General features: G+C 48.8%; 22 protein-coding genes. 15 read left to right on the top strand and 7 right to left on the bottom strand.

Going from position 1 to position 22,274, the window contains the following annotated elements; all coding sequences use genetic code 11:
• Positions 1-21 precede the first annotated feature (21 nt).
• On the bottom strand, positions 22-969 hold the full coding sequence (locus FN124_RS22290) for an aldo/keto reductase (RefSeq protein WP_142686981.1): 948 nt from the start codon (positions 967-969) through the stop codon (positions 22-24).
• A gap of 80 nt (positions 970-1,049) precedes the next feature.
• Here FN124_RS22290 and FN124_RS22295 point away from each other — a divergent pair, with 80 nt between their 5' ends.
• The 6 genes from FN124_RS22295 to FN124_RS22320 all read left to right on the top strand — a co-directional run bounded on the left by FN124_RS22295 (position 1,050) and on the right by FN124_RS22320 (position 8,321).
• A complete protein-coding gene (locus tag FN124_RS22295) occupies positions 1,050-1,868 on the top strand; it encodes a DUF6630 family protein (protein ID WP_142686982.1) in 819 nt (272 codons plus the stop codon).
• An 87-nt stretch (positions 1,869-1,955) separates the two neighbouring features.
• Entirely contained in the window at positions 1,956-2,312 is a 357-nt protein-coding gene (locus FN124_RS22300; RefSeq protein ID WP_142686983.1) for a hypothetical protein, read from the top strand.
• A 47-nt stretch (positions 2,313-2,359) separates the two neighbouring features.
• Positions 2,360-3,757, top strand: a complete 1,398-nt coding sequence (locus FN124_RS22305; protein WP_142686984.1) for a TolC family protein — start codon at positions 2,360-2,362, stop codon at positions 3,755-3,757.
• A gap of 12 nt (positions 3,758-3,769) precedes the next feature.
• Entirely contained in the window at positions 3,770-6,973 is a 3,204-nt protein-coding gene (locus tag FN124_RS22310; RefSeq protein WP_142686985.1) for an efflux RND transporter permease subunit, read from the top strand.
• A 16-nt stretch (positions 6,974-6,989) separates the two neighbouring features.
• A complete protein-coding gene (locus FN124_RS22315) occupies positions 6,990-8,078 on the top strand; it encodes an efflux RND transporter periplasmic adaptor subunit (RefSeq protein WP_185937323.1) in 1,089 nt (362 codons plus the stop codon).
• 48 nt (positions 8,079-8,126) lie between these two features.
• Complete coding sequence (locus FN124_RS22320; protein ID WP_142686987.1) at positions 8,127-8,321, top strand: hypothetical protein; 195 nt, start codon at positions 8,127-8,129, stop codon at positions 8,319-8,321.
• 396 nt (positions 8,322-8,717) lie between these two features.
• Here FN124_RS22320 and FN124_RS22325 read toward each other — a convergent pair whose 3' ends face one another.
• The 3 genes from FN124_RS22325 to FN124_RS22335 all read right to left on the bottom strand — a co-directional run bounded on the left by FN124_RS22325 (position 8,718) and on the right by FN124_RS22335 (position 10,352).
• A complete protein-coding gene (locus FN124_RS22325) occupies positions 8,718-9,365 on the bottom strand; it encodes a MarC family protein (RefSeq protein ID WP_221887866.1) in 648 nt (215 codons plus the stop codon).
• 43 nt (positions 9,366-9,408) lie between these two features.
• A complete protein-coding gene (locus FN124_RS22330; protein WP_142686988.1) occupies positions 9,409-10,023 on the bottom strand; it encodes a trimeric intracellular cation channel family protein in 615 nt (204 codons plus the stop codon).
• A gap of 65 nt (positions 10,024-10,088) precedes the next feature.
• Positions 10,089-10,352 carry a hypothetical protein gene (locus tag FN124_RS22335; RefSeq protein WP_142686989.1) on the bottom strand — a complete coding sequence of 88 codons (264 nt, stop codon included), beginning with the start codon at positions 10,350-10,352 and terminating at the stop codon, positions 10,089-10,091.
• Between the two features lie 216 nt (positions 10,353-10,568).
• Between FN124_RS22335 and FN124_RS22340 the strand changes: the two genes are divergently transcribed.
• A complete protein-coding gene (locus tag FN124_RS22340) occupies positions 10,569-12,734 on the top strand; it encodes a S9 family peptidase (RefSeq protein WP_142686990.1) in 2,166 nt (721 codons plus the stop codon).
• Between the two features lie 28 nt (positions 12,735-12,762).
• Positions 12,763-13,155 carry a hypothetical protein gene (locus FN124_RS22345; protein ID WP_142686991.1) on the top strand — a complete coding sequence of 131 codons (393 nt, stop codon included), beginning with the start codon at positions 12,763-12,765 and terminating at the stop codon, positions 13,153-13,155.
• Positions 13,156-13,356: 201 nt separating this feature from the next.
• On the opposite strand, the gene FN124_RS22350 is transcribed toward FN124_RS22345, so the two are convergent.
• Genes FN124_RS22350 through FN124_RS22360 form a run of 3 tightly spaced genes read right to left on the bottom strand, consistent with a single transcriptional unit; the run spans position 13,357 to position 15,574 of the window.
• Positions 13,357-14,001, bottom strand: coding sequence for a VIT1/CCC1 transporter family protein (locus FN124_RS22350; RefSeq protein ID WP_142686992.1), 645 nt, complete (start codon positions 13,999-14,001; stop codon positions 13,357-13,359).
• Positions 14,002-14,012: 11 nt separating this feature from the next.
• Positions 14,013-15,251: an ornithine--oxo-acid transaminase gene (rocD, locus tag FN124_RS22355; RefSeq protein WP_142686993.1), complete on the bottom strand. Its 1,239-nt coding sequence runs from the start codon at positions 15,249-15,251 to the stop codon at positions 14,013-14,015.
• Between the two features lie 59 nt (positions 15,252-15,310).
• Positions 15,311-15,574: an acyl-CoA-binding protein gene (locus FN124_RS22360; RefSeq protein ID WP_142686994.1), complete on the bottom strand. Its 264-nt coding sequence runs from the start codon at positions 15,572-15,574 to the stop codon at positions 15,311-15,313.
• Positions 15,575-15,823: 249 nt separating this feature from the next.
• Here FN124_RS22360 and lepA point away from each other — a divergent pair, with 249 nt between their 5' ends.
• The 7 genes from lepA (at position 15,824) to FN124_RS22395 (ending at position 22,273) form a co-directional block, all read left to right on the top strand.
• Positions 15,824-17,617 (top strand): translation elongation factor 4, encoded by a 1,794-nt coding sequence (gene lepA, locus FN124_RS22365; RefSeq protein ID WP_142686995.1) that lies wholly within the window; start codon positions 15,824-15,826, stop codon positions 17,615-17,617.
• 191 nt (positions 17,618-17,808) lie between these two features.
• Positions 17,809-18,384 (top strand): thioredoxin family protein, encoded by a 576-nt coding sequence (locus FN124_RS22370; RefSeq protein ID WP_221887867.1) that lies wholly within the window; start codon positions 17,809-17,811, stop codon positions 18,382-18,384.
• A gap of 270 nt (positions 18,385-18,654) precedes the next feature.
• Positions 18,655-18,957, top strand: a complete 303-nt coding sequence (ureA, locus tag FN124_RS22375) for an urease subunit gamma (protein ID WP_142686997.1) — start codon at positions 18,655-18,657, stop codon at positions 18,955-18,957.
• Positions 18,958-18,978: 21 nt separating this feature from the next.
• On the top strand, positions 18,979-19,353 hold the full coding sequence (gene ureB, locus FN124_RS22380) for an urease subunit beta (RefSeq protein ID WP_142686998.1): 375 nt from the start codon (positions 18,979-18,981) through the stop codon (positions 19,351-19,353).
• On the top strand, positions 19,350-21,071 hold the full coding sequence (ureC, locus tag FN124_RS22385; protein ID WP_142686999.1) for an urease subunit alpha: 1,722 nt from the start codon (positions 19,350-19,352) through the stop codon (positions 21,069-21,071). The genes ureB and ureC overlap by 4 nt, the downstream gene beginning before the upstream one ends.
• 12 nt (positions 21,072-21,083) lie before the next feature.
• Entirely contained in the window at positions 21,084-21,587 is a 504-nt protein-coding gene (gene ureE / locus FN124_RS22390; protein WP_142687000.1) for an urease accessory protein UreE, read from the top strand.
• A gap of 5 nt (positions 21,588-21,592) precedes the next feature.
• Positions 21,593-22,273 carry an urease accessory protein UreF gene (locus tag FN124_RS22395; RefSeq protein ID WP_142687001.1) on the top strand — a complete coding sequence of 227 codons (681 nt, stop codon included), beginning with the start codon at positions 21,593-21,595 and terminating at the stop codon, positions 22,271-22,273.
• The last annotated feature ends 1 nt before the right edge of the window (position 22,274 follow it).

Genomic DNA, 22,274 nt, shown 5'->3' on the forward strand with positions numbered 1-22,274 from the left:
AAAATCCGCCTTCAAACTTTTTTATGCACTCGCTTTATTGAGCAGATCCACTGCGGCGGTATCCAGCTGCAGTTGCACACCACTGGTCAGTTCATGCAACTGTTCTTTACTGGTAGCGCTGGCAATAGGCGCTGCCACCGCCGGGCGCGTAAGCAGCCAGGCCAGCGCTATACCAGCCGGTGTGGAATGGTATTGCGCTGCAACCTCATCAAGCGCAGCAAGTATCCTCAGCCCTCTTTCATTCAGATAGCTCAGCGCTTTCTGACCCCGCGCTTTGCTCTTGCCGGTGTCTGCAGCATTACGGTATTTGCCGGTGAGGAAGCCGCTGGCCAGCGAGTAATAATTGATCACTCCCAGGTGCTGTTCTTCGCAGATCTTCGCATACTGCTTTTCATAATTTTCCCGGTCGTACAGGTTATATTCCGGCTGGAAGGTTTCATACCTGGGCAGGCCATGCTTTTTACTGGCTTCCAGGCTTTCCTGCAGGCGGGTGGCGCTCATGTTGGAGGCGCCGATAGCCCTTACCTTGCCGGCTTTTATCAGCATATCATATGCTTCCAGCGTTTCTTCTACCGGAGTGGCTTCATTATCATAATGCGTCTGGTAAAGGTCTATATAATCCGTTTGCAGGCGTTTCAGCGATGCTTCTGCCGCTTTAAGGATATAGGCTTTGCTCACGTTTTTACCTTCGCCCATGTCTGCCCCGGCCTTAGTGGCCACAATTACCTTATCGCGGTTGCCACGGTCGCGCATCCATTTGCCGATAATGGTTTCAGATTCGCCACCAGAATTTCCCGGTACCCAGCGTGAGTATACATCTGCCGTATCCACCAGGTTGAACCCTGTTGCGATAAATTCGTCCAGCAATGAAAAAGAAGTGGATTCGTCGGCCGACCAGCCGAACACATTGCCGCCAAAGGCCAGCGGGGCTACTGATAGCCCGGATTGTCCCAGTTTCCGTTTTTCCATAATATTTTTTTTATTGATGCTTGTAACGGGCATATCCCGTATGTAATTTAATTACTTTTGTCTTTCACCGACTAATTTTTATGCCAGAACAAATGCCCGTCATTTCCCGAGAAGATTTTAACTGGTTAACACAAACCTATGGAAAGGCGAGTGGCTATTCACATATAGACACAAAGGAAAGCGTGGTACATGAAATATTTACAGATAAGGTGCTCATCGGTACCGCATTCCTGAACTGCGCTTCCTATGAGCTATCTTTCAGCGAGCCCGGACTGTGCATCCGGAAAAACAGGCTGGATAATTATAAGCTGCACGATAAAGCGGTGCTTATACCCGATGAAATGAATGAGGAAGATGAAGAAGAACTGGCGCTGCGCTGGACCGCTCTCATGCAGGAACTGAAGATGCTGGAAAGCCTGCACGGGCTTGCAAATGCCCGAGAGCCGCTTATACAGCTGTTCCTCGACATCTTTAATGAAGATGATGCGGAAGAGCAGATCAGCCACCTTCCGGATATTGTAGGGCCTAATCCCGCTGCTATCTGGGAAGAATTGTATGCTGCTTTGTCGGCCACCGGTAATGTTGTGGAATTCGAATGGCAGCAATTCGCAGAAGGCGGCATCAGCGCACTGAATGAACTGGCGCCATTGCGGCAGGCCGGCATCACATTGAAAGCACCGGACCAGGCAGATTATGAGGCCATCGTTAGCGCGGAAGATTTTGCAAAAGGGGTGCTTGATTTTGTAAACGAACAACTGGATGAGCACGAACTGAAAATAGTGGCTGCCGGTACCAGCCTGGATGAATACCAGGCCTTTACCTGCCTCAATATGCAGGACTTTCGCCTTGCAAACGCTTTACTGAAAATGGAAGAACTCTGTCTTGTTTGTTTTTTCTAAGCATATTAAAATCCCGTTAAAAAAAGTAATTTAATACCCGCGAAACAGAGGGAATGGATATCTTAGTAAATTGATAGCGTATACCACATGAAATTATTCCGGCATTTATTTTTTGTATTGATCGCGGTGATGTTCCTGCCACAGGTGCAGGGGCAACCGGGAATGATACAGGCAAAAGGTGCAGATAATATTCATGTATCTGCAGGTATTACTTTTAAAGCAACCGGGAAAGCCCCCTGCATCCGGGCCACGGTTAACCGGTTTAAACGCCGTCCTGTTGGTATCAACGACAGCTATGGACATGAAAAGGTTTGCCCTGTTTTATTGTCGGCGGTTACTGCCCGTTTTATTTATGTAGATAAGATCCTCAACGGATATTATTTCAATCCTTACCTCAGTGTACCCACACCGCTAAGAAGCTGGAGAGGCCCGCCTGTGGCCTGATAACCCGTTTTACATTTTATTTGTTTCATTTTCTTTTTTAGCGATTTATGAACTTAGATATGATCGCGAAGAAGGGATGTTGGTGGTTGCTATGTATTTTTCCATTCACATCCCTGTTCGCACAATCTGCAGCGGATAGCTTTTCGCTGCAGCGGGCTATTGCGCTTACCCTTGCGCACTATCCCGCCATCAAGGCCAAACAGGCGCAGGTAAGCGCAGGACAGGCCAGTGTTACTGATATTAAACATAACTGGTACCCGGCCATAAAACTGCATGAGCAGGTAGATGCCGGCACAGACAATAGCATCTACGGCTCTTACTTCACCATGGGCATGATCCCTTCTACTTCCGGTGGTATCCGCGATGCCAATAACAATGCGCTCATGAGCGGTAATATTGCCATGGCGGCCATGCAATGGGAGATCTATAATTTCGGCGCCTATGGCAGTGAACAGAAAGAAGCTGTACAGTCGCTGAAAGTACAGCAAACAGACCTGAATAACACGGTCAACCAGCTCACTGTATCCGTTATCCAAAATTACCTGGAACTACTGCGACTGTATGCATTGCAGCAGATAGCAACCGATAATATCCGGCGTAATGCAGAAGTACTGAAAGCCGTGACAGCTACGGTATTACATGGCCTCAAACCCGGGGTCGACAGTGCCATTGCCGCTGCAGAGCTGTCGAAGGCAAAACTTAACCTGATCGATATAAACAACAACTATAACCAGGTGCGCATCCAGCTGGGCGTTTTCACCGGCCTGGATACCGTGCAGATACAACCCGATACCATCAATAACCAACGTCTCATGGTACTGCTGGACAGTGAGGCGCCGGATAGTACAGCGGCTCATCCCATGCTGGCTTATTACAATGCCGTTTACCAGCAACAACGTGCAGCCGCCGACGTTATCCGAAAATCACGCCTGCCTAAAGTAAACCTTATGGCAGCCGGATGGATGCGCGGCTCCAGCGGATCATTCAATGATGTATACGACAAAAACCTGTGGAGCGGCCTGGGTTACAGCAGGTACAACTATTTGCTGGGCCTTGGTATTACGTACAATCTTACAGATCTGAAACGCACCCGTGAAAAAGTAGCCGTACAACAGTACCGTTCGGAAGTGGCCGCGCAACAGCTGGAAACTACGCGTACTACGCTGAGCGGACTGTTACAACAGGCGCAATCGGATATACAAACTTCCAGGGATAAGTTAAAGGAGCTGCCTGTACAACTGGCCGCCGCCAGGGCTGCTGCCCGGCAAAAAATGGCGCTGTACAGGGGAGGGCTCACTAATATCATTGATGTAACCACCGCGCTATTTGTACTGAACCGGGCGGAAACAGACCTGGTGCAAACCCGGGACGCCGCCTGGAAAGCGCTGTTCCGCGCCGCTTACGCCGGTAACACTATTTCACAACTTTTACCTGATCTGAACTAAACGCTATTCATTATGTCATTTGTATCTTCGGCACTGAAGAAGCCAATAGCGGTGGTGGTGATCACCGGCGGATTGCTGCTTTTTTCATTGCTGTCCATATTCAGCATACCCATCGACATCTTCCCCAAATTAAACCTGCCTACTATCTATGTGATAGAGCCATACGGGGGAATGTCGCCCCAGCAAATGGAGGGCTTCTTTGCCACGCGGCTGCAGGACCAGTTCCTCTACGTGAACGGTGTAAAAACTATTTCTACAAAGAACATACAGGGGTTAACGTTATTAAAGCTCACCTTTTATGAAAATACAGATATGGCCGAAGCTTCTGCCCAGGTGGCGTTACAGGTGAACCGCGCCATGAAGTTTTTTCCACCCGGCGCCCTGCCGCCACAGGTAATGCGGTTCGATGCATCGTCGCTGCCGGTGGGAGAGCTGGTATTCAGCAGCCCCAAAAAATCGCTGAAAGAAATATACGATCTGGCCGCCACCCGCATCCGGCCTATGTTTGCTTCGGTGCCGGGTTTGTCGGCCCCGCCACCCTTTGGCGCCAACTCCCGGTCGGTGGTAGTGAATGTGGATCCGCAGAAACTGCGCAGCTTCAATCTCAGTGCCGATGAAGTAGTGGAAGCCATCGCAAAAAATAATGTGATGACACCCTCGGGGAACATCCGTATCAACAACACTATGTTCGTCACCACCATCAACTCCCTCGAAAAACAGGTAGCCGATTTTGGCGATATTCCCATCGTGACCAACGGCAGTAACAACGTGTTTGTGCGCGATGTGGCAAGGGTTGCCGACGCCACGGACGTAACTGTGGATTATGCGCTGGTGAACGGCAAACGCTCGGTATACATCCCCGTGGTAAAAACAGCCGACGCCTCTACCTGGGACGTAGTGAAAACACTGAAGTCAAAGATCCCGGAAATGCAAAGCCTGCTGCCGGATGATGTAAGCGTATCCTACGAATTCGACCAGTCGGTGTTCGTGATCAATGCAGTGAAAAGCCTTATTACAGAAGGTGCACTGGGCGCCCTGCTTACAGGCCTGATGGTATTGCTGTTCCTGCGCGACCTGCGCAGCTGCCTGGTGGTAGTGGTGACCATCCCGGTAGCCGTGTTATGCGCTGTAATGGGGCTGAAACTGGCCGGGCAAACCATCAATATCATGACGCTGAGCGGCCTTGCACTGGCTATTGGCATCCTGGTAGACCAGGCCACAGTGACCATTGAAAATATTCATCAGCACCTGGAAATGGGTAAGTCCAAACGCCGTGCGATTTATGACGCCTGCGAGGAAATAGCTTTCCCGCTGCTGCTCATCCTGCTATGTATCCTGGCGGTATTTGCACCATCGTTTATTATGACCGGTGTGCCGCGCGCCATGTTCCTGCCGCTGTCGCTCTCTATCGGCTTTGCCATGGTGGCTTCCTATTTCGCCGCACAAACACTGGTGCCGGTAATTGCCAACTGGTGGCTGAAGGCTGATAAATACCAGCATCATGCCCACGCCGTACTGGCCCTGGATGCGGAGGAAATAAAAGAAGTGAACAACCACTTGCGGGAAACTGAAAGGCACCCGGAAAAAGCTACTGGCTTTGAACGTTTCAAACTGGGCTTTATGCGGGTCCTGGAAGGGGGGATGAACAAATCCCGTTTAGTCGTTACCGTTTATATCATTGGCTCGCTGTTGTTGGCTGGCGGCTGCTATGTATGGATAGGAAAGGACCTTATGCCTCATATCAATGCAGGTCAGTTCCAGCTTCGTTTACGCATGCCCGATGGTACCCGCCTGGAACGCACGGAAACCGCCCTGCACGATGTATTGGCCATAGTGGACAGCACTGTGAACGGGCATGTGGCCATCAGTTCTGCTTATGTAGGATTGATCCCCAGCAGCTATGGTACCAGTAATCTCTACATTTTTAACAGCGGCACCCATGAAGCAGTATTACAGGTGAACCTGGAAGAAAATTATAAAGTGGATATTGAAACACTGAAAGACCAGCTCAGGGAAAATATCACGGCAAAAATACCGGAGATACGGTTGTCGTTTGAGCCTATAGATCTCACGGAAAAAATTATGAGCCAGGGCGCAGCCACACCTATAGAGGTAAGAGTGGCAGGAAAAGATATGCAGCAGATCTCGGAGTATGCGCAACAACTGGTGCAACGCCTCGGCAACATTCCTTTCCTGAGGGATGTACAGATAGCACAGCCCCTGCATTTTCCCGTGATCAGTATTCATATCGACCGGCTAAAGCTGGCGCAGATGGGGCTGAACATTTACCAGGTGGCGCGTTCTGTTACTGCCTCCACTTCCTCCAGCCGCTTCACGGAAAAAAATCAATGGCTGGATGAAAAGGTGGCATACACTTACCAGGTGCAGGTACAGGTACCTGAATATAACATGACGGCGCTGAACGACCTGAAAGAAATACCGCTCGTAAAAGGTCAGCCACGGCCCGTACTGGCAGATGTAGCCACGTTTACACAAACAGAAATGCCCGGCGAATACGACCGCTCCGGTCCTCGTAGATTCGTTACCGTTAGTGCCAATGTAACCGGTAAGGATCTTGGGGCTGCTACCGCTGCGGTGCAACAGGCGATCAGGGAAGCCGGCGCGCCGCCAAAAGGATTGATCACGGAGCTGAAAGGCGCTTCCAGTTTGCTGGTAGAAACACTGAACAGCCTCCAGAACGGGCTGATGATTGCAGTAGTGGTGATCTTCCTGCTGCTGGCAGCCAATTACCAGTCGTTTAAATTATCGCTGGTGGTACTAACCACTATCCCCGCAGTGATCGCGGGTGCGCTGATAGCGCTGTTGCTCACCCACGCTACGCTCAACCTGCAATCATACATGGGCATGATCATGTCTACCGGTGTATCGGTAGCCAATGCGATCCTCATTGTTACAAATGCAGAAAAGCTCAGGATAGAATACCGGGATGCAAGGAAGGCCGCGGTGGTAAGCGCAGGCGTAAGATTACGTCCTATCCTGATGACCAGCCTGGCCATGATTGCCGGTATGATCCCCATGGCCAGCGGCCTGGGTGAAGCGGGTGATCAGACCGCCCCGCTGGGCCGTGCTGTGATCGGTGGGCTGATTGCTTCCACATTGGCGGCACTGCTCATATTACCACAGGTATATGCACTGATACAACGGAAAGAAGGCTACCAGTCGCCCTCCCTCATGCCCGATAACACGAATGCTTAAAATTAAATACAACATTATGAAACAATATAGATATTACCTGTTGACGGCCGCTGTCATCACGTTGGTGACAGCATGTAATTCGGCGGCTATGACAGACAAAGAGAAAACAGGCAAAGACGAGCATCATTACCTCCTGGCCACAGTAATACAACGCCCGCTGGAAGGAAGCATCCGCCTGCCTGGTACTTTAGCTGCCTTTCAGAAAGTAAGTATTTACCCGCGGATCAATGGTTTTGTGAAAAGCATCTCCGTGGATCGCGGCTCCAGGGTAAAAAAAGGACAGGTGCTATTGGTGTTGGAGGCTCCCGAAGTAACGCAGCATTATTATGCGGCGCAATCCAAATATTTGCAGGCCGCGGCTATGTTCGCTTCCAGCAAAGATAATTATGAACGTACCGTGGCCACCAGTGAGGAACCGGGTACTATTTCCCCGCACGACCTGGAGCTGGCAAAGGCCCGCATGCTGGCCGACAGCGCGCTCATGAACAGTGAACAGGCTAATTTCCGCGCTCAGGAAGTAAATAAAAACTACTTAACGGTGACCGCTCCTTTCGATGGTGTGATCACCGAACGTAATATTCATCCCGGCGCATTGGTAGGGCCCGATACAAAAGTAGATGACAAGCCAATGTTGATGCTGGAGCAGGAAGATAAGCTGAGGCTGGTATTACAGGTACCGGAAATTTACAGTGCACAGCTGGGGGATCAGTCGCGGATCACATTTGAGGTGAATGCCATACCCGGTGAGCAGTTTGAAGGGAGTATCGCCAGGCAGGCCGGTACACTGGACGACAGGTACCGTTCCGAAGCTGTGGAAATTGATGTACAGAATGCGAAACGGCTACTCAAGGCTGGTATGTATACAGAAGTGGTACTGCCCCTGAAAGGCTCTGCACAGGCCCTGCTGGTGCCGGCCACCGCCATTGTAAGATCTACTGAAAGGAAATATGTAGTGGCGGTAAGAGATCATCATACAAAATGGGTTGATATTGAAGAAGGCAATCATCATAATGATTCAACAGAAGTGTTTGGCCGCCTGCAGTCGGGTGAGCGGGTGATTGCACCTGCAACGGATGAGATCAAAGAAGACATCCTGGCTCCTTAATGGCAGTTCCGGCGTTTTTTTTGTAACCATCATGTAAAACCATGACTTATGACGATCAAAAAAAGTACTGCCGAAAAGCGTGAGCTGAAAGAAACCAAGCGTAAGAATGAAGCCCTGGCCCCGGCCAAGGGCGGCGCCAAAAAAGAAAGGAACGACGACAGGAATAACGTATTGGAAGGATACGATGAAGATGAATATGATCAGAAAGATATTGCAGACAGCAAGCGTAAAAAGAAAAGCTAAAGGCTGAAAAAAAGACTGCCGTCCCGAGGAATCGGGGCGGCTTTTCTGCTAACTGTTCCGTCTATATTGATTCTCTTATGTTCCTATTAAAAAAAGAGAACAAATAACATCCACCTAGTAATCAATAACGGATTTTACCTGTTGTTCAACTAAAAAATTTTAAAGAAGGCAATGGGAAACATGCGCGTGTTTTTACGCGAAGTGTTTCAATAGGATAAAATGGTTTTGGATTTTTTCTGATGCGCCTGGTATTCATAGCGGGTTAACGCTATGCGGATAATGGCTGCTAACTTTCCTGATTATTCTTTCCTTGATATTTACCCTAAATAAATCCTGTTAAAGCGCATCTGAAGTAATAACACGAAACGATTTAAAATTGTTCTGGAAAAAATCTTTTTAAAAATTAAAAAGTTCGCGGATGCCAAGTGCAAACATCTGGACGCCGATAACAGCCAGGATAAGCCCCATCATTTTTGTAATAACCATCATTACATTGGTGCCGATAATTTTTACAATGCGCTCACCTGCAATAAAGAGGAGATAGGTGATATAACATATAAGTGCATAAATAACTATTACGACAGCAAGATGTGTAAGATCTTTTGCTGCAGAATAGCTCATAGAGGTGGTAATTGCGCCAGGGCCAGCCAGTAAAGGCATAGCCAGCGGGGTAATAGCTACGCTGATACCCTGATCTGCTTTAACCGGTTGAGTGCTGAGCTTGGGATTTTCATCTTTATTTTCTTTTTCTCCGCGTACCATTTCATACCCGATCACAAAAACCAGGATACCACCGGTAACACGCAGCGCTGCCAGTGTAATGCCAAAAACATGGAAAATAAGTTTGCCCGCCACACTGAAAACAAGGATAATACAAAAGGCGATGATAACTGATTTAGTGGCAATATTCCGCTTGGCCTTTTTATCCATGTTGGACGTCAGCTCCATGAAAACAGGGATGGCCGATATAGGATTTACAATTGCCAGTAATCCCATGAATACGGTGGTCGCAAACGCGATATAATTATCAAATAATGCCATCATATCAGCAATATAATAAATTTTATTTACCGGCCAACTCCGGGGATCAGGAACGTAAACGGGGCAGTTGCCAGTTATGCCGGAGGCTTACCAGCCGGATAGCCACTATAACGGCAACGGATATACTCTGTACTATATCCCCTGAAATACCGGTAAAATGCCCGGCCACCAGGTACAGGATTCCCCCGGCAATAGAAGCGGCAGCATATATTTCCCGGGTGAAAAGAATAGGCTGCTCCCCGGTGATCACGTCGCGCAGCAGGCCGCCGAAGGTGCCGGTGATCACACCCAGCGCCACACATATTGGCATGGGAAGCCCTGCAGCCAATCCTTTGTTGATGCCGGTAATGGTAAACAGGCCAAGACCTATTGCATCAAATGTATTGAGCAGGCGGGTGAGTTTTTTAACATAGGAGAAAAATAAAGCGGCAATGATCGCGGCAACTATAATCGCAGTATTGCTTAATTCGTCTGTCATCCAGGCTACCGGCGTTGCGCCAATCAGCAGGTCACGGATCGTTCCGCCGCCAATGGCCGTTATAAAGGCCAGCGCCAGTAACCCGATTACATCATACGATTTGTTGATAGCTGCGGTGGCTCCCGAAACAGCAAATGCAAAAGTGCCCAGTAATTCCAATACCTGGATGAAGGTAAGCTGCATGCTCCTTGTCTGATTTGTAAACTAAGATAAGGATACTTTATATCACTGTAGCGGGAGTGGAGCAACTAATAATCATCTTCATAGGCCGATTCACCCCGGAGCGTGCGCTCTATCTGGTTACGGAGGCCATGACTGAATCCTTCCACCTCAATTTTAGGATGATGATCCAGGTAGATAAGAAAACGGCCGGTTTCCTTCGCCACCAGGTCGTATATATCTTCCAGTAAAGCATAAAGCAACTTGCGGGTGATCTCTGCTATCTGCGCAAGCGGTGAATCTTCAAAATGCCGGTACTCTCGGTTTTTATAAGATAAGGTAATCTGAATCATAACTGATGGTTTTTCTGCAGGATTTAGGATTACCGGTTAATATATATTTAACCGGTTGGTTTTCATTATTTAATTATTAATTCTGACATAAAAATAGAAAAAAAGAAATTGTTTTTTTCATACTAAAGGGTGATTTTTTATCCAGTAACGCTACCATCCCTATATTGTTCATTCTTTTTCTATTATAATTTGGCTACCATTGCAAATTATTCTTACATGATGAAGAAACTTACGCTACTCATTGTTTTTATTGCGCTGTATTGCCTGCCCACGCAGGCGCAGCCCGGAAAGGGCATCCGGTGGAGCATCGACGGAAAGTCCTATTTTAAAGCCACTCCTGCCGGTATTGAATCTTTCCCGTTGTCAGGTGAACAATCTTCCCTTAAAATCCCTGCAGCCGCCTATAATGGCCTTGCTTTAAAGGATTTTTATTTTTCGGGAGATGAAAAAAAAGTATTGCTTTATACCAACACAAAAAAAGTATGGCGCTACGAAACCCGCGGTGACTACTGGTTACTGGACATTGCCACCGGTAAGCTCCGGCAGCTGGGGAAAGATAAACCCGCTTCCTCTCTCATGTTTGCCAAGTTATCGCCGGATGGCACTAAAGCCGCCTACGTAAGCGGGCATAACATCTTCGTGGAAGACCTGTCTACCGGCGCCATTACCCCCATCACCACAGATGGCACCCGCCGCTTTATTAATGGTACGTTCGACTGGGCCTATGAAGAAGAATTTGGCTGCCGCGATGGTTTCCGCTGGAGCCCCGACAGTAAGCGCATCGCTTACTGGCAGATCGATGCCACGAAGATCCGCGACTTCCTCATGATCGATAACACGGATTCCATCTATTCCTTCACCGTACCGGTAGAATATCCCAAGGCAGGGGAGAGCCCTTCTGCCTGCCGCGTTGGCGTAGCAGATATACAAACTGCTAAAACAACCTGGATGCAGGTTCCAGGCGATCAGCAACAACACTATATTCCCCGTATGGAATGGGTGCCAGGTAAAAACACCCTCATCATCCAGCAGCTGAACCGCAAACAGAATGAAAGCAAAATAATGCTTTGCGATGCCGGCAACGGGAAAGTACGCCCGCTCTATGAAGAAAAAGACAGTGCATGGATCGATGTGAAATCACGCTGGGATGATGATAACATTGCCGGATGGGACTTTATCCGCAATAGCAGGTCCTTTATCTGGGTAAGTGAACAGGACGGCTGGCGCCATCTCTATAATATTTCCCTGGAAGATGGCAAAGCCAGTTTACTTACGCCTGGCAACTATGATGTGATCAGCATTGCCAAGATCGACGAAGCGGCTAATACCATCTATTTCCTGGCCTCGCCAGAAAATCCTACCCAGCAATACTTATATAAGGTGCCGCTGAACGGTGGCAAAGCAGAGCGTATTACCCCTGCCAACGAGCCCGGCTCCCATGAATATAAGATTTCACCTTATGGCACATGGGCTATCCACGAGTTCAGTAATGCCTATACTTATCCTGTAAGTGAAAACCTCCAGCTGCCCGCGCATAAAAGCAGCAGCCACGCGGTATTGAATGCCATTACCAAAGGGGCATCAGCGCCTAACAAACCGGAGTTCTTCAACATTACCACGGTAGATGGCGTTATCATGAGCGGATGGATGAGCAAACCTGTCAACTTTGATCCCGCTAAAAAATATCCCGTTGTATTTTATGTATATGGTGAGCCTGCCGGGGCTACTGCCCTGGATGTGGTAGGCGCCGGCCGCAACTTCCTCTACGACGGCGATATGGCCGCTGATGGATATGTATACATATCTATGGACAACAGGGGCACACCGCTGCCCAAAGGCCGCACCTGGCGCAAATGTATCTACCGTAAAGTTGGGTTGATCAACGCCCGCGACCAGGCAATGGCTACCAAAGCGCTGCTACAGAAATATACTTTCCTTGACCCGCAGCGCACCGCTGTATGGGGCTGGAGCGGTGGAGGCTCTATGACGCTGAATCTTTTGTTCCAGTACCCTGACATCTATAAAACAGGCATCGCCATTGCCGCAGTAGGCAACCAGCTCACTTACGACAACATTTACCAGGAACGTTATATGGGCCTGCCGGAAGAAAACAGGGACGACTTTGTAAAAGGTTCGCCTATTACTTATGCAAAAAACCTGGAAGGTAACCTGCTCTACATTCACGGTACCGGCGATGATAATGTACATTACCAGAACGCGGAGATGTTGCTGAACGAACTGATTAAATATAACAAGCAGTTCCAGTTTATGGCCTATCCGAACCGCACGCACAGCATCTCTGAAGGGCAGGGCACTTTTGAGCACTTATCCACTTTATATACTAATTATCTGCGTACGCATTGTGAACCGGGCGCAAAATAAGTACCTTTGCCTCCCTAAATTGAAAAGTATGTCCAGGACAGCTATTATTGGAATACTGGCAGCGTTGCTGGTAATTGTATGCGCTTTTTTACCGTGGTCGGCAGTAGATGTGGATGGCAGGCACCTGGTGTTCACAGGCGTAAACGGAACAGGCTCCAATTATGGTGAGCCCGGACGTTTGTCGATTATACTGTCGGTAATAGCCATTGTAGTTTTCCTGGTGAAAAACAAGTGGGTGTCAAGGATCAATCTCTTTATTGCAGGATTCCTGCTGGCATGGACTTTCAGGAATATGTTGCTGTACTCAAGGTGCGAACTGGGCGATTGCCCGCACCCGCAGGCGGGGTTGTACCTGTCGCTGGCCGGCGCATTGGTGGCATTTGGCTGCGTGTTGTTCACACGCACGCCTAAAAGCAGATGATCGCCTTCGGCGCGAATTTAGTCTTGGAACACTGATTACGCTGATTTTGATGATTTCATTGATATTTTTTTGAAGCGTATTTAAAAAAGTTAAGGGAGATATAAGCATATCCGCTTTTATCTCCCTTAACTTTTTTAAATAAAAATCAAACTAATCATCAAAATCAGCGTAATCAGTGTTCCAAGACAAATTCCGCGATCTTCAGAAGATGGTTTTATGTAAGATCCATGCGCCCGCAAGGATACCGGCTCCAATCAGCCAGTAACGGATGATTACAGGGAGCGGGCGTTGCGCAGTTACCTTCGCTTTAATAAAACTGAATACTGTAAGACCCAGGAAAACCAGCATGATACTGGTTTGTGAGGCAGCCGTGAAATTCTCGTTGGAGAGATAGGGGCCCAGCGAAAAACCGCCGCCAGCTAAAAAGAAAAAGCCTGTCATCAGCGCGCTCCTGATAGCACGGGAACGGCTGTACGTAGTTTCCTTTACTTTCTCCTGTTCCAGCATCAGCTCCCACGACTGTGCATCCTTTTCCATTTCCTGTTCTATGTGCGCAATTGTGCGCGCATTGATATCCAGGCGTTGCAGCTTGGTCCGTTCCTCGTCCGACAACAGGTAGCTCTCGTGCTGCAGGTCGCCTTTATTGGCCTGGAATGCGCTGATCATCACCAGAAAGGCGCCGATGATCCATACACATAAATGGATGGTATAAAACGTTTGAACTTCTATGGGAAATACCTGTATCACCTGCGTGGCAAAGAACAGCAGGAAAAGCCCGTCGGGAAACCCGATTAAGAAGTCTGTTTTCCACCCGGAGCTCCGGATGGCTTTATGGGATATAGTCATATAAAGGTTCACTAGCTGAAAGCCTGTTCCAGGCTTTTCCTGATGATCTGCACACAATCGCTGATCTGTCCGGCGTTGATAGACAAGGGAGGTGCAAACCGTATTTTATCTCCGTGCGTTGGCTTGGCCAGCAGGCCGTTTTCCTTTAAAGTAAGGCAAAGGTCCCACGCAGCTTCCGGATCCTTATGCGTAATAACGATGGCATTCAGCAATCCCTTACCACGGATGGTGGTGATGTAAGGGGACTGCAGTTCATTGAGGCCGTTGCGAAGCAGCTTTCCCATGGCCGCAGCATTTTCCGCCATCTTCTCCTCCTTCAGCACCTGCAGGGAAGTGATGGCCACCTTGCAGGCCAGCGGGTTGCCGCCGTAGGTAGAGCCATGTTCACCCGGTTTGATAGTGAGCATCACCTCATCATCGGCTAGTACGGCGCTTACCGGCAAAGTGCCGCCGGATAAGGCTTTTCCAAGGATCAGGATGTCCGGGCGCACATTTTCATGATCGCATGCCAGCATTTTACCGGTACGTGCCAGGCCCGTTTGTATTTCATCTGCAATGAACAGTACATTGGCGTCCTGGCAGTATTGCCGCGCTTTGGAAAGGTATCCTTCATCAGGTACCATCACGCCTGCCTCGCCCTGTACGGGCTCTACCAGGAAGCCGGCTACGTTCTTATCCTGCAAGGCCTGCTCCAGTGCGGGTAAGCTGTTGTAAGGAATGATCTCATACCCCGGTGTGAAAGGACCGAAGTTATCGCGTGCGGCAGGATCCGTACTGAAGGAAATGATATTCAGCGTACGCCCGTGGAAGTTATTGGCGCACACAATGATCTTTGCTTTGTCTTTCGGAACACCTTTCACTATATACGCCCAGTGACGGCACAGCTTCAGCGCTGTTTCCACCGCTTCCACACCCGTATTCATCGGCAGCACCTTATCATATCCGAAATAACCGGTGATATATTGTGCGTATTCCCCCAGCAGGTCGTTATGGAACGCGCGGGAGGTAAGTGTCAGTTTCTTCGCCTGCTCTATGAGCGTGGCAATAATTTTAGGGTGACAATGCCCCTGGTTAACGGCAGAATAGCCGGACAGAAAATCATAATAACGTTTGCCATCCACATCCCATAAAAAAACACCTTCGCCACGGTCCAGTACAACGGGTAACGGGTGATAATTATGAGCACCATACTGTTCTTCCAGCGCCAGGTAGTGTTGTGACTTTTCGCTTATCGTGTATGAAGGTACCATAACTCAAAAGTAAGGAAAAAGATGCAAGAAGCTGTTAGCCATCAGCCAACAGCTTCCGGCTAATTATTCCCTTTCAGTTTCTTTACCAGGTCCACATATTCCTGCATGGCGGCCTCTTTTGTTTTGCCTTTCAGCTCCGCCCAGGCCTCATGCTTGGCCTTCGCCACAAAATCAAACGGGTTGGATGGCCCGTCGTTATCCACATCGCCGGTTGTGCCCTGTTTATACAAAGCATACAACTGCAGCAGGATTTCATTGGAAGGTTTCTCCGGCAGCGTTTTACTGGCTGCCACTGCTTCTTCAAACTGGTTTGTTAGTTCCATATGTGGTGAATTTTGAATTTTTAACAATACGGGTTAACACCCTCATTTTTCCCTTATGTCTATAAAGTTGAGCTTTATATATTAATATATCAAAAAAAGCCCCCGCCACAGTTTCTATCTCCTTAAAAACCAAATAACAAAACATAATTAGCAACCGCATTAACTAATGAACTAATTTCAATACCTTTGCCGGCTGAAAAGGTACTGCCCAATACATTGCAGCAGCACTACGGAACAGCAAAACATCATATGAAGAATATTCGCAATTTTTGTATCATTGCCCATATTGACCACGGTAAAAGTACCCTGGCAGACCGTTTACTGGAGTTTACACATACTATTTCCGACCGCGACATGCAGGCCCAGGTGCTGGACGACATGGATCTTGAACGTGAAAAAGGTATCACCATCAAGAGCCACGCCATCCAGATGGATTATACTGCAAAAAATGGTGAAAAATATATCTTTAACCTGATCGATACCCCCGGCCACGTGGACTTCTCCTATGAAGTATCCCGTGCCCTCGCTGCCTGTGAAGGCGCACTCCTCCTGGTAGATGCCGCACAGGGTATCCAGGCCCAAACAATTTCCAATCTCTACCTGGCACTGGAAAACGACCTCGAAATCATTCCCGTTATCAATAAAATTGATATGCAGGGCGCCATGATCGAGGAAGTGAAAGACCAGATCATTGAGCTCATTGGTGTAAAAGGCGAAGATATCCTGCTCGCTTCCGGTAAAACCGGTATCGGTATCGAGGATATCCTGGAAGCCATAGTACATCGCATTCCCGCCCCTAAAGGCAGTAATGAAGCGCCCCTGCAGGCGCTTATCTTCGATAGCGTATTCAACTCATTCCGTGGTATCATCGCCTATTTCCGCGTGTTCAACGGATCTATCAAAAAAGGGGATAAGATTAGATTTGTAAACAGCGGGGAAGAATATTTTGCAGATGAAGTAGGGATCCTCAAACTCGGCCTCGAACCACGCAAGGAAGTGTTCACCGGGGATGTGGGATATATTATTACCGGTATCAAAAGCGCCAAGGAAGTAAAAGTAGGGGATACCATTACCCTGTCTAACAACCCCTGCTCAGAAGGTATCAACGGTTTCCAGGAAGTAAAGCCCATGGTATTCGCAGGGATCTATCCCGTGAATACGGAAGACTTTGAAGAACTGCGCGAATGCATGGATAAACTGCAGCTGAACGATGCTTCCCTCACCTATGAGCTGGAAACCTCGCAGGCGCTGGGATTCGGCTTCCGTTGCGGCTTCCTCGGTATGCTCCACATGGAGATCATCCAGGAACGCCTGGAAAGGGAATTCAATCAAACCGTGATCACCACTGTTCCCAACGTAAGCTTTATTGCGCACACCACCCGCGAAGGCGTGATCATTGTGAACAACCCGAGTGAAATGCCCGATCCAACCCGCCTGGATAAGATCGAGGAGCCTTTCATCCGCGCACAGATCATCACAAAACCCGAATATATCGGTAACATCATGACGCTTTGCCTCGGCAAACGCGGCAACCTCCTGAATCAAAGCTATCTGACCACCACCCGTGTGGAACTGATGTTTGAAATACCATTAACAGAGATCGTATTCGACTTCTACGATAAACTGAAAAGCCAGACACGCGGCTATGCCTCCTTCGATTACACACCGATCGGCTTCCGCGACAGTGATATCGTGAAAATGGACATCCTCCTGAACAGCGAAAAAGTAGATGCGCTCAGTGCCCTCATCCACAGAAGCCGCGCTCACGAATTTGGCCGCAAGCTCACCGAAAAGCTGAAAGAACTGCTGCCCCGCCAGCAATTCCTTATCGCTATCCAGGCAGCTATCGGCGCCAAAATTGTTGCCCGCGAAAACATCAGCGCTATGCGTAAGGACGTAACCGCAAAATGTTATGGTGGCGACATTTCCCGTAAACGTAAATTACTCGAAAAACAAAAAGAAGGTAAGAAACGTATGCGCCAGATAGGTAGCGTAGAAATCCCGCAGGAAGCCTTCCTGGCCGTATTGAAGCTGGACGACTAACGCGGATTTTGTCTGACTCAGGATTATGATGATTTTGCTGATTAGTTTGATTTTATTTTTTGAATAACTAAGGGAGATGGAAGCGGAGATTCGCTACTATCTCCCTTATCTTTTAAAAGAATTTAAAAAAAATAAAATCAAACTAATCAGCAAAATCATCATAATCCTGAGTCAGATAAAATTGGCTATATTTGAAAAAACCAATCACCATGCGTTATCTAGTGCTCTCTTTAACAGTTGCATTTTCTGCATTCACATTCTCTGCTGTAAAAGCTCAGCAGGCGCCGCCTGCGGCAGACCAGGTAGTGAAAGAAGCCTGTACACAGGCCGCAAAAGCCAATAAAAAAGTATTCGTTATCTTCCATGCATCCTGGTGCGGCTGGTGCCATAAAATGGATACCGCCATGAATGATGCCAGCGTGAAAAAAGCATTTGATAACAACTACGAGATCCGTCATATTACCGTGATGGAGAACGGCGCCAACAAAGGCCTGGAAAATCCCGGTGGTGCAGACCTGCTGGCAAAATACCATGGCGACCAGGAAGGTATTCCCTTCTGGCTGGTATTAAATACCAACAGTGATCTGCTGGCAGATAGCCGCATGAAAAGCCCTACCGGTAAATTGCAGAATGTAGGCTGCCCCGCACAAAAAGAAGAACTGGACTACTTTGTAGGCATCCTCGAAAAAACCTCGAAAATGAAACCCGCCGAACTGGAAGCTGTGCGCACCCGCTTCGGCAAAATAGCCGCTACCAGCGGTCATTAAGCGAATGTTGTCTGACTCACTGATTACGCTGATTTTGATGATTTTGATGATTTCATTGATATTTTTTGAAGCGTAGAAAAATGTTAAGGGAGATAAAAGCGGATATGCTTTTGTCTCCCTTAAATATTTTAAAAAAAATATCAATGAAATCATCAAAATCAGCGTAATCAGTGTTCCAAGACAAATTCCGCGAAAATTCGTATTTTACCCCGCCTTTCATACACCAGCCAATCTCCCGGCAACAAGTTTTTTTTACAACAATCTATTCATATGCACCTGACTGCACGGGAAACCGAAAAATTATTACTGCACCTGGCCGGGGAACTGGCAGAGAAGAGAAAAGCAAGAGGACTGCGCCTGAATTACCCGGAAGCCATTGCACTTATCAGCAGCCGCTTAATGGAAGCGGCACGCGACGGCAATTCCGTAGCTGCCCTCATGCATTATGGCGCTACCATTCTTACCCGTGAAGATGTAATGGAAGGAGTGCCCGAAATGATCCATGAAGTACAGATCGAAGCTACCTTTCCCGATGGCACCAAACTGGTAACTGTACACGATCCTATCCGTTAACCATTACTAAAAATTACAACCATGATACCCGGGGAATATTTTTTGAAGAAAGAAGATATCATTGCCAATGCCGGCCGGAAAACGGTGCGGGTCAGCGTGGTCAACACCGGCGACAGGCCCGTGCAGATTGGCTCCCATTGCCACTTTTTTGAAGTGAACCGTATGATGTCTTTCCCAAGGGAGGCAGCATTCGGTATGCGGCTCAATATTCCTTCCGGTAACGCGGTTCGTTTTGAGCCGGGCGAAGCAAAAGAAGTAGAACTGGTAGAACTGGGCGGCGCCAGGAAAGTGATCGGTATCAATAACCTCGTAAATGGCGATACCACCGATCCTGCTGTGAAAGCAGCTGCCATCGCCAAAGCAGATTCCCTCCATTTTAAATCCGGACAGTTATGAGCCTGCATATCAGCAAAACAAAGTATGTAAATATGTACGGTCCTACTACCGGCGATCGCGTGCGCCTGGCAGATACAGACCTGATCATAGAAATAGAAAAGGACTATAACGTATATGGCGACGAAAGCAAGTTCGGCGGCGGTAAAAGCGTAAGGGACGGTATGGCGCAATCAGCCACCGCACTGCGCAGCGAAGGGGTGCTGGATTTTGTGATCACCAACGTGATCATCATCGATCATTGGGGAATTGTAAAAGGAGATATAGGGATTAAAGACGGGAAGATCGTTGCAGTAGGACAGGCAGGGAATCCCGATACCATGGACGGCGTACATCCGCAGCTCATCATCGGTGCTTCTACGGAAGTACACAACGGCGCCAACCTGATTGCTACCGCCGGCGGCATAGATACGCATATTCACTTCATATGCCCGCAACAGGTAGATCATGCGCTTTTCAGCGGCGTAACCACGCTGATAGGCGGCGGTACCGGTCCGGCAGATGGTACCAGCGCCACCACGGTAACCCCTGGCAAATGGAATATACAACGCATGCTGCAGGCTGCGGAAGCATACCCGGTAAACCTGGGTTTCTTTGGAAAAGGGAATTGCGCTACCACGGCGCCATTGGTGGAACAGATCGAAGCCGGCGCGCTGGGACTGAAAATTCATGAAGACTGGGGCGCTACACCCGCAGTAATTGACGCATCACTGAAAGTAGCCGATGAACTGGATGTACAGATCGCTATTCACACCGATACGCTGAATGAAGCCGGCTTCCTGGAAGATACCCTCAACGCCATCAACGGCCGTGTAATTCATACCTTCCATACGGAAGGCGCGGGGGGCGGCCATGCGCCGGATATCATCCGTGCGGCCTCCTTCCCGAATGTATTGCCCGCATCCACCAATCCTACACGGCCTTACACAGTGAATACCATCGATGAGCATCTCGATATGCTCATGGTATGCCATCATCTCGATAAAAAAGTACCGGAAGACGTAGCCTTTGCAGATTCCCGCATACGGCCGGAAACCATCGCTGCGGAAGATATACTGCACGATATGGGCGTATTCAGCATCATGAGCTCCGACTCACAGGCGATGGGCCGCATCGGTGAAGTAATTATACGCACCTGGCAAACCGCCGATAAAATGAAGAAGCAACGCGGCGCGCTGGAAGAAGATAAGCACAGCGATAATGATAACTTCCGTGTAAAAAGATACATCGCCAAATACACCATCAACCCGGCTATTGCGCACGGGATCTCTACCCATGTAGGTTCCCTCGAGCCCGGCAAAATGGCGGACCTGGTGCTGTGGAAACCCGCCTTCTTTGGCGTAAAACCCGAGATGATCATCAAAGGCGGTATGATCAATGCCAGTCGCATGGGCGATCCAAACGCCTCCATTCCAACGCCGCAGCCGGTGATATACCGCCACATGTTTGGCGCGCATGGAAAAGCATTGCTGCATACCAGCGTGTTATTCGTATCTGCGTTGTCGTTAGAGAAGGGTATTAAAGAAGAATACGGTCTTCAGAAGCAGCTGTTGCCAGTGAGCAACTGCCGTAACATCTCCAAAAAAGACCTGGTGCACAACGACAAAACACCTGATATCACGGTAAATCCCGAAACATACGAAGTACGGGTAGACGGGGAAAAAATTACCTGCGAGCCACTGAAGGAGTTGTCGCTTGCACAACGCTATTTTTTATTTTAATCCGCAGAAGATATGCTGGTAAGGGAGATCATTGGAAATACGGATACGCACACACGCAGTAGTAAGGAAACAGACCTGCTGCCGCTGGAATGGTTTGAAACCTCCAGGCGCATCCAGCGCAAACACACTGCCGGCGGGCGTGAGGTGGCATTGAAGTTTACAAGGGAAGGACAGCACCTGCGGCAAAATGATATCGTTTACCAGGACGATGAACTGATGATCGTGGTAGACATACTTCCCTGTGAAGCCATTGTGATCAGTCCGCGCAACATGGGGGAAATGGCAAAGGTATGCTACGAGATCGGCAACAAACACCTGCCGCTTTTCCTCGAAGAAGAGCAATTGCTTATACCTGCCGATGAGCCGCTGTACCGCTGGCTGCATGCCGCCGGTTACCCTGTGGAAAAAGAAAGGCGCAAACTGCTGCACATCCTGCGTACTAACGTGCAACCACATACGCACGGGAACAGCGGGCCTTCGTTTTTTGAAAAGATCCTGGAACTGGCGTCAAAATAAAACATATGGAACAGCATTACCCGGGCAGCTTATTACACCTGGCAGACAGCACGCTGCCTATCGGCGGCTATACGCATTCTGCCGGGCTGGAAACCTTTGTGCAACAGGGCCTGGTGAACAATACCGCCACCGCTGCCACCTTTGTACGTAATATGCTGCAAAATAATCTGCGCTATAACGATGCCGCATTTATGAGCCTGGCCTATACGGCTACCGCTCAAAATAACCTGGACGAACTGCTGGAGCTGCAACAACTGTGTAACGCCGTAAAAGCGCCGCGGGAGCTACGGGAAGCCAGCCAGAAACTGGGCGCCCGGCTCACGCGTATTTTTAGTCGCAGGTACCTCAGCAGCATGGTAAGGCAGTTTGAAACGGAAGCTGGCAGCAGCCCGCATTACAGCCTGGCATTCGGGATCTATGCACAGCTCACCGGTATCTCATTGCGTGCCGCTTTGTTTGGGTTTTATTACAACGCAGCCATGGGCATGATAACCAACTGTGTGAAACTGGTGCCGCTGGGGCAAATGGACGGACAGGACATCATCTTTGACCTGCAACCTTTACTGGAAGAACTGACAGAAGCTACCATACAACCGGATAAATCATTGCTCGGGCTTTGCAATGCTGCATTTGATATCCGTAGCATGCAACACGAACGCTTGTACAGCCGCTTGTATATGTCGTAAT

The organism is Chitinophaga polysaccharea (assembly GCF_902150045.1).
In the GTDB taxonomy this organism is placed as follows: domain Bacteria; phylum Bacteroidota; class Bacteroidia; order Chitinophagales; family Chitinophagaceae; genus Chitinophaga; species Chitinophaga polysaccharea_A.

Coding starts and splice junctions, on each gene's coding strand:
- FN124_RS22290 (WP_142686981.1), bottom strand. CDS start 969: ATGGAAAAACGGAAACTGGGACAATCCGGGCTATCAGTAGCCCCGCTG.
- FN124_RS22295 (WP_142686982.1), top strand. CDS start 1,050: ATGCCAGAACAAATGCCCGTCATTTCCCGAGAAGATTTTAACTGGTTA.
- FN124_RS22300 (WP_142686983.1), top strand. CDS start 1,956: ATGAAATTATTCCGGCATTTATTTTTTGTATTGATCGCGGTGATGTTC.
- FN124_RS22305 (WP_142686984.1), top strand. CDS start 2,360: ATGAACTTAGATATGATCGCGAAGAAGGGATGTTGGTGGTTGCTATGT.
- FN124_RS22310 (WP_142686985.1), top strand. CDS start 3,770: ATGTCATTTGTATCTTCGGCACTGAAGAAGCCAATAGCGGTGGTGGTG.
- FN124_RS22315 (WP_185937323.1), top strand. CDS start 6,990: ATGAAACAATATAGATATTACCTGTTGACGGCCGCTGTCATCACGTTG.
- FN124_RS22320 (WP_142686987.1), top strand. CDS start 8,127: ATGACGATCAAAAAAAGTACTGCCGAAAAGCGTGAGCTGAAAGAAACC.
- FN124_RS22325 (WP_221887866.1), bottom strand. CDS start 9,365: ATGATGGCATTATTTGATAATTATATCGCGTTTGCGACCACCGTATTC.
- FN124_RS22330 (WP_142686988.1), bottom strand. CDS start 10,023: ATGCAGCTTACCTTCATCCAGGTATTGGAATTACTGGGCACTTTTGCA.
- FN124_RS22335 (WP_142686989.1), bottom strand. CDS start 10,352: ATGATTCAGATTACCTTATCTTATAAAAACCGAGAGTACCGGCATTTT.
- FN124_RS22340 (WP_142686990.1), top strand. CDS start 10,569: ATGATGAAGAAACTTACGCTACTCATTGTTTTTATTGCGCTGTATTGC.
- FN124_RS22345 (WP_142686991.1), top strand. CDS start 12,763: ATGTCCAGGACAGCTATTATTGGAATACTGGCAGCGTTGCTGGTAATT.
- FN124_RS22350 (WP_142686992.1), bottom strand. CDS start 14,001: ATGACTATATCCCATAAAGCCATCCGGAGCTCCGGGTGGAAAACAGAC.
- rocD (WP_142686993.1), bottom strand. CDS start 15,251: ATGGTACCTTCATACACGATAAGCGAAAAGTCACAACACTACCTGGCG.
- FN124_RS22360 (WP_142686994.1), bottom strand. CDS start 15,574: ATGGAACTAACAAACCAGTTTGAAGAAGCAGTGGCAGCCAGTAAAACG.
- lepA (WP_142686995.1), top strand. CDS start 15,824: ATGAAGAATATTCGCAATTTTTGTATCATTGCCCATATTGACCACGGT.
- ureA (WP_142686997.1), top strand. CDS start 18,655: ATGCACCTGACTGCACGGGAAACCGAAAAATTATTACTGCACCTGGCC.
- ureB (WP_142686998.1), top strand. CDS start 18,979: ATGATACCCGGGGAATATTTTTTGAAGAAAGAAGATATCATTGCCAAT.
- ureC (WP_142686999.1), top strand. CDS start 19,350: ATGAGCCTGCATATCAGCAAAACAAAGTATGTAAATATGTACGGTCCT.
- ureE (WP_142687000.1), top strand. CDS start 21,084: ATGCTGGTAAGGGAGATCATTGGAAATACGGATACGCACACACGCAGT.
- FN124_RS22395 (WP_142687001.1), top strand. CDS start 21,593: ATGGAACAGCATTACCCGGGCAGCTTATTACACCTGGCAGACAGCACG.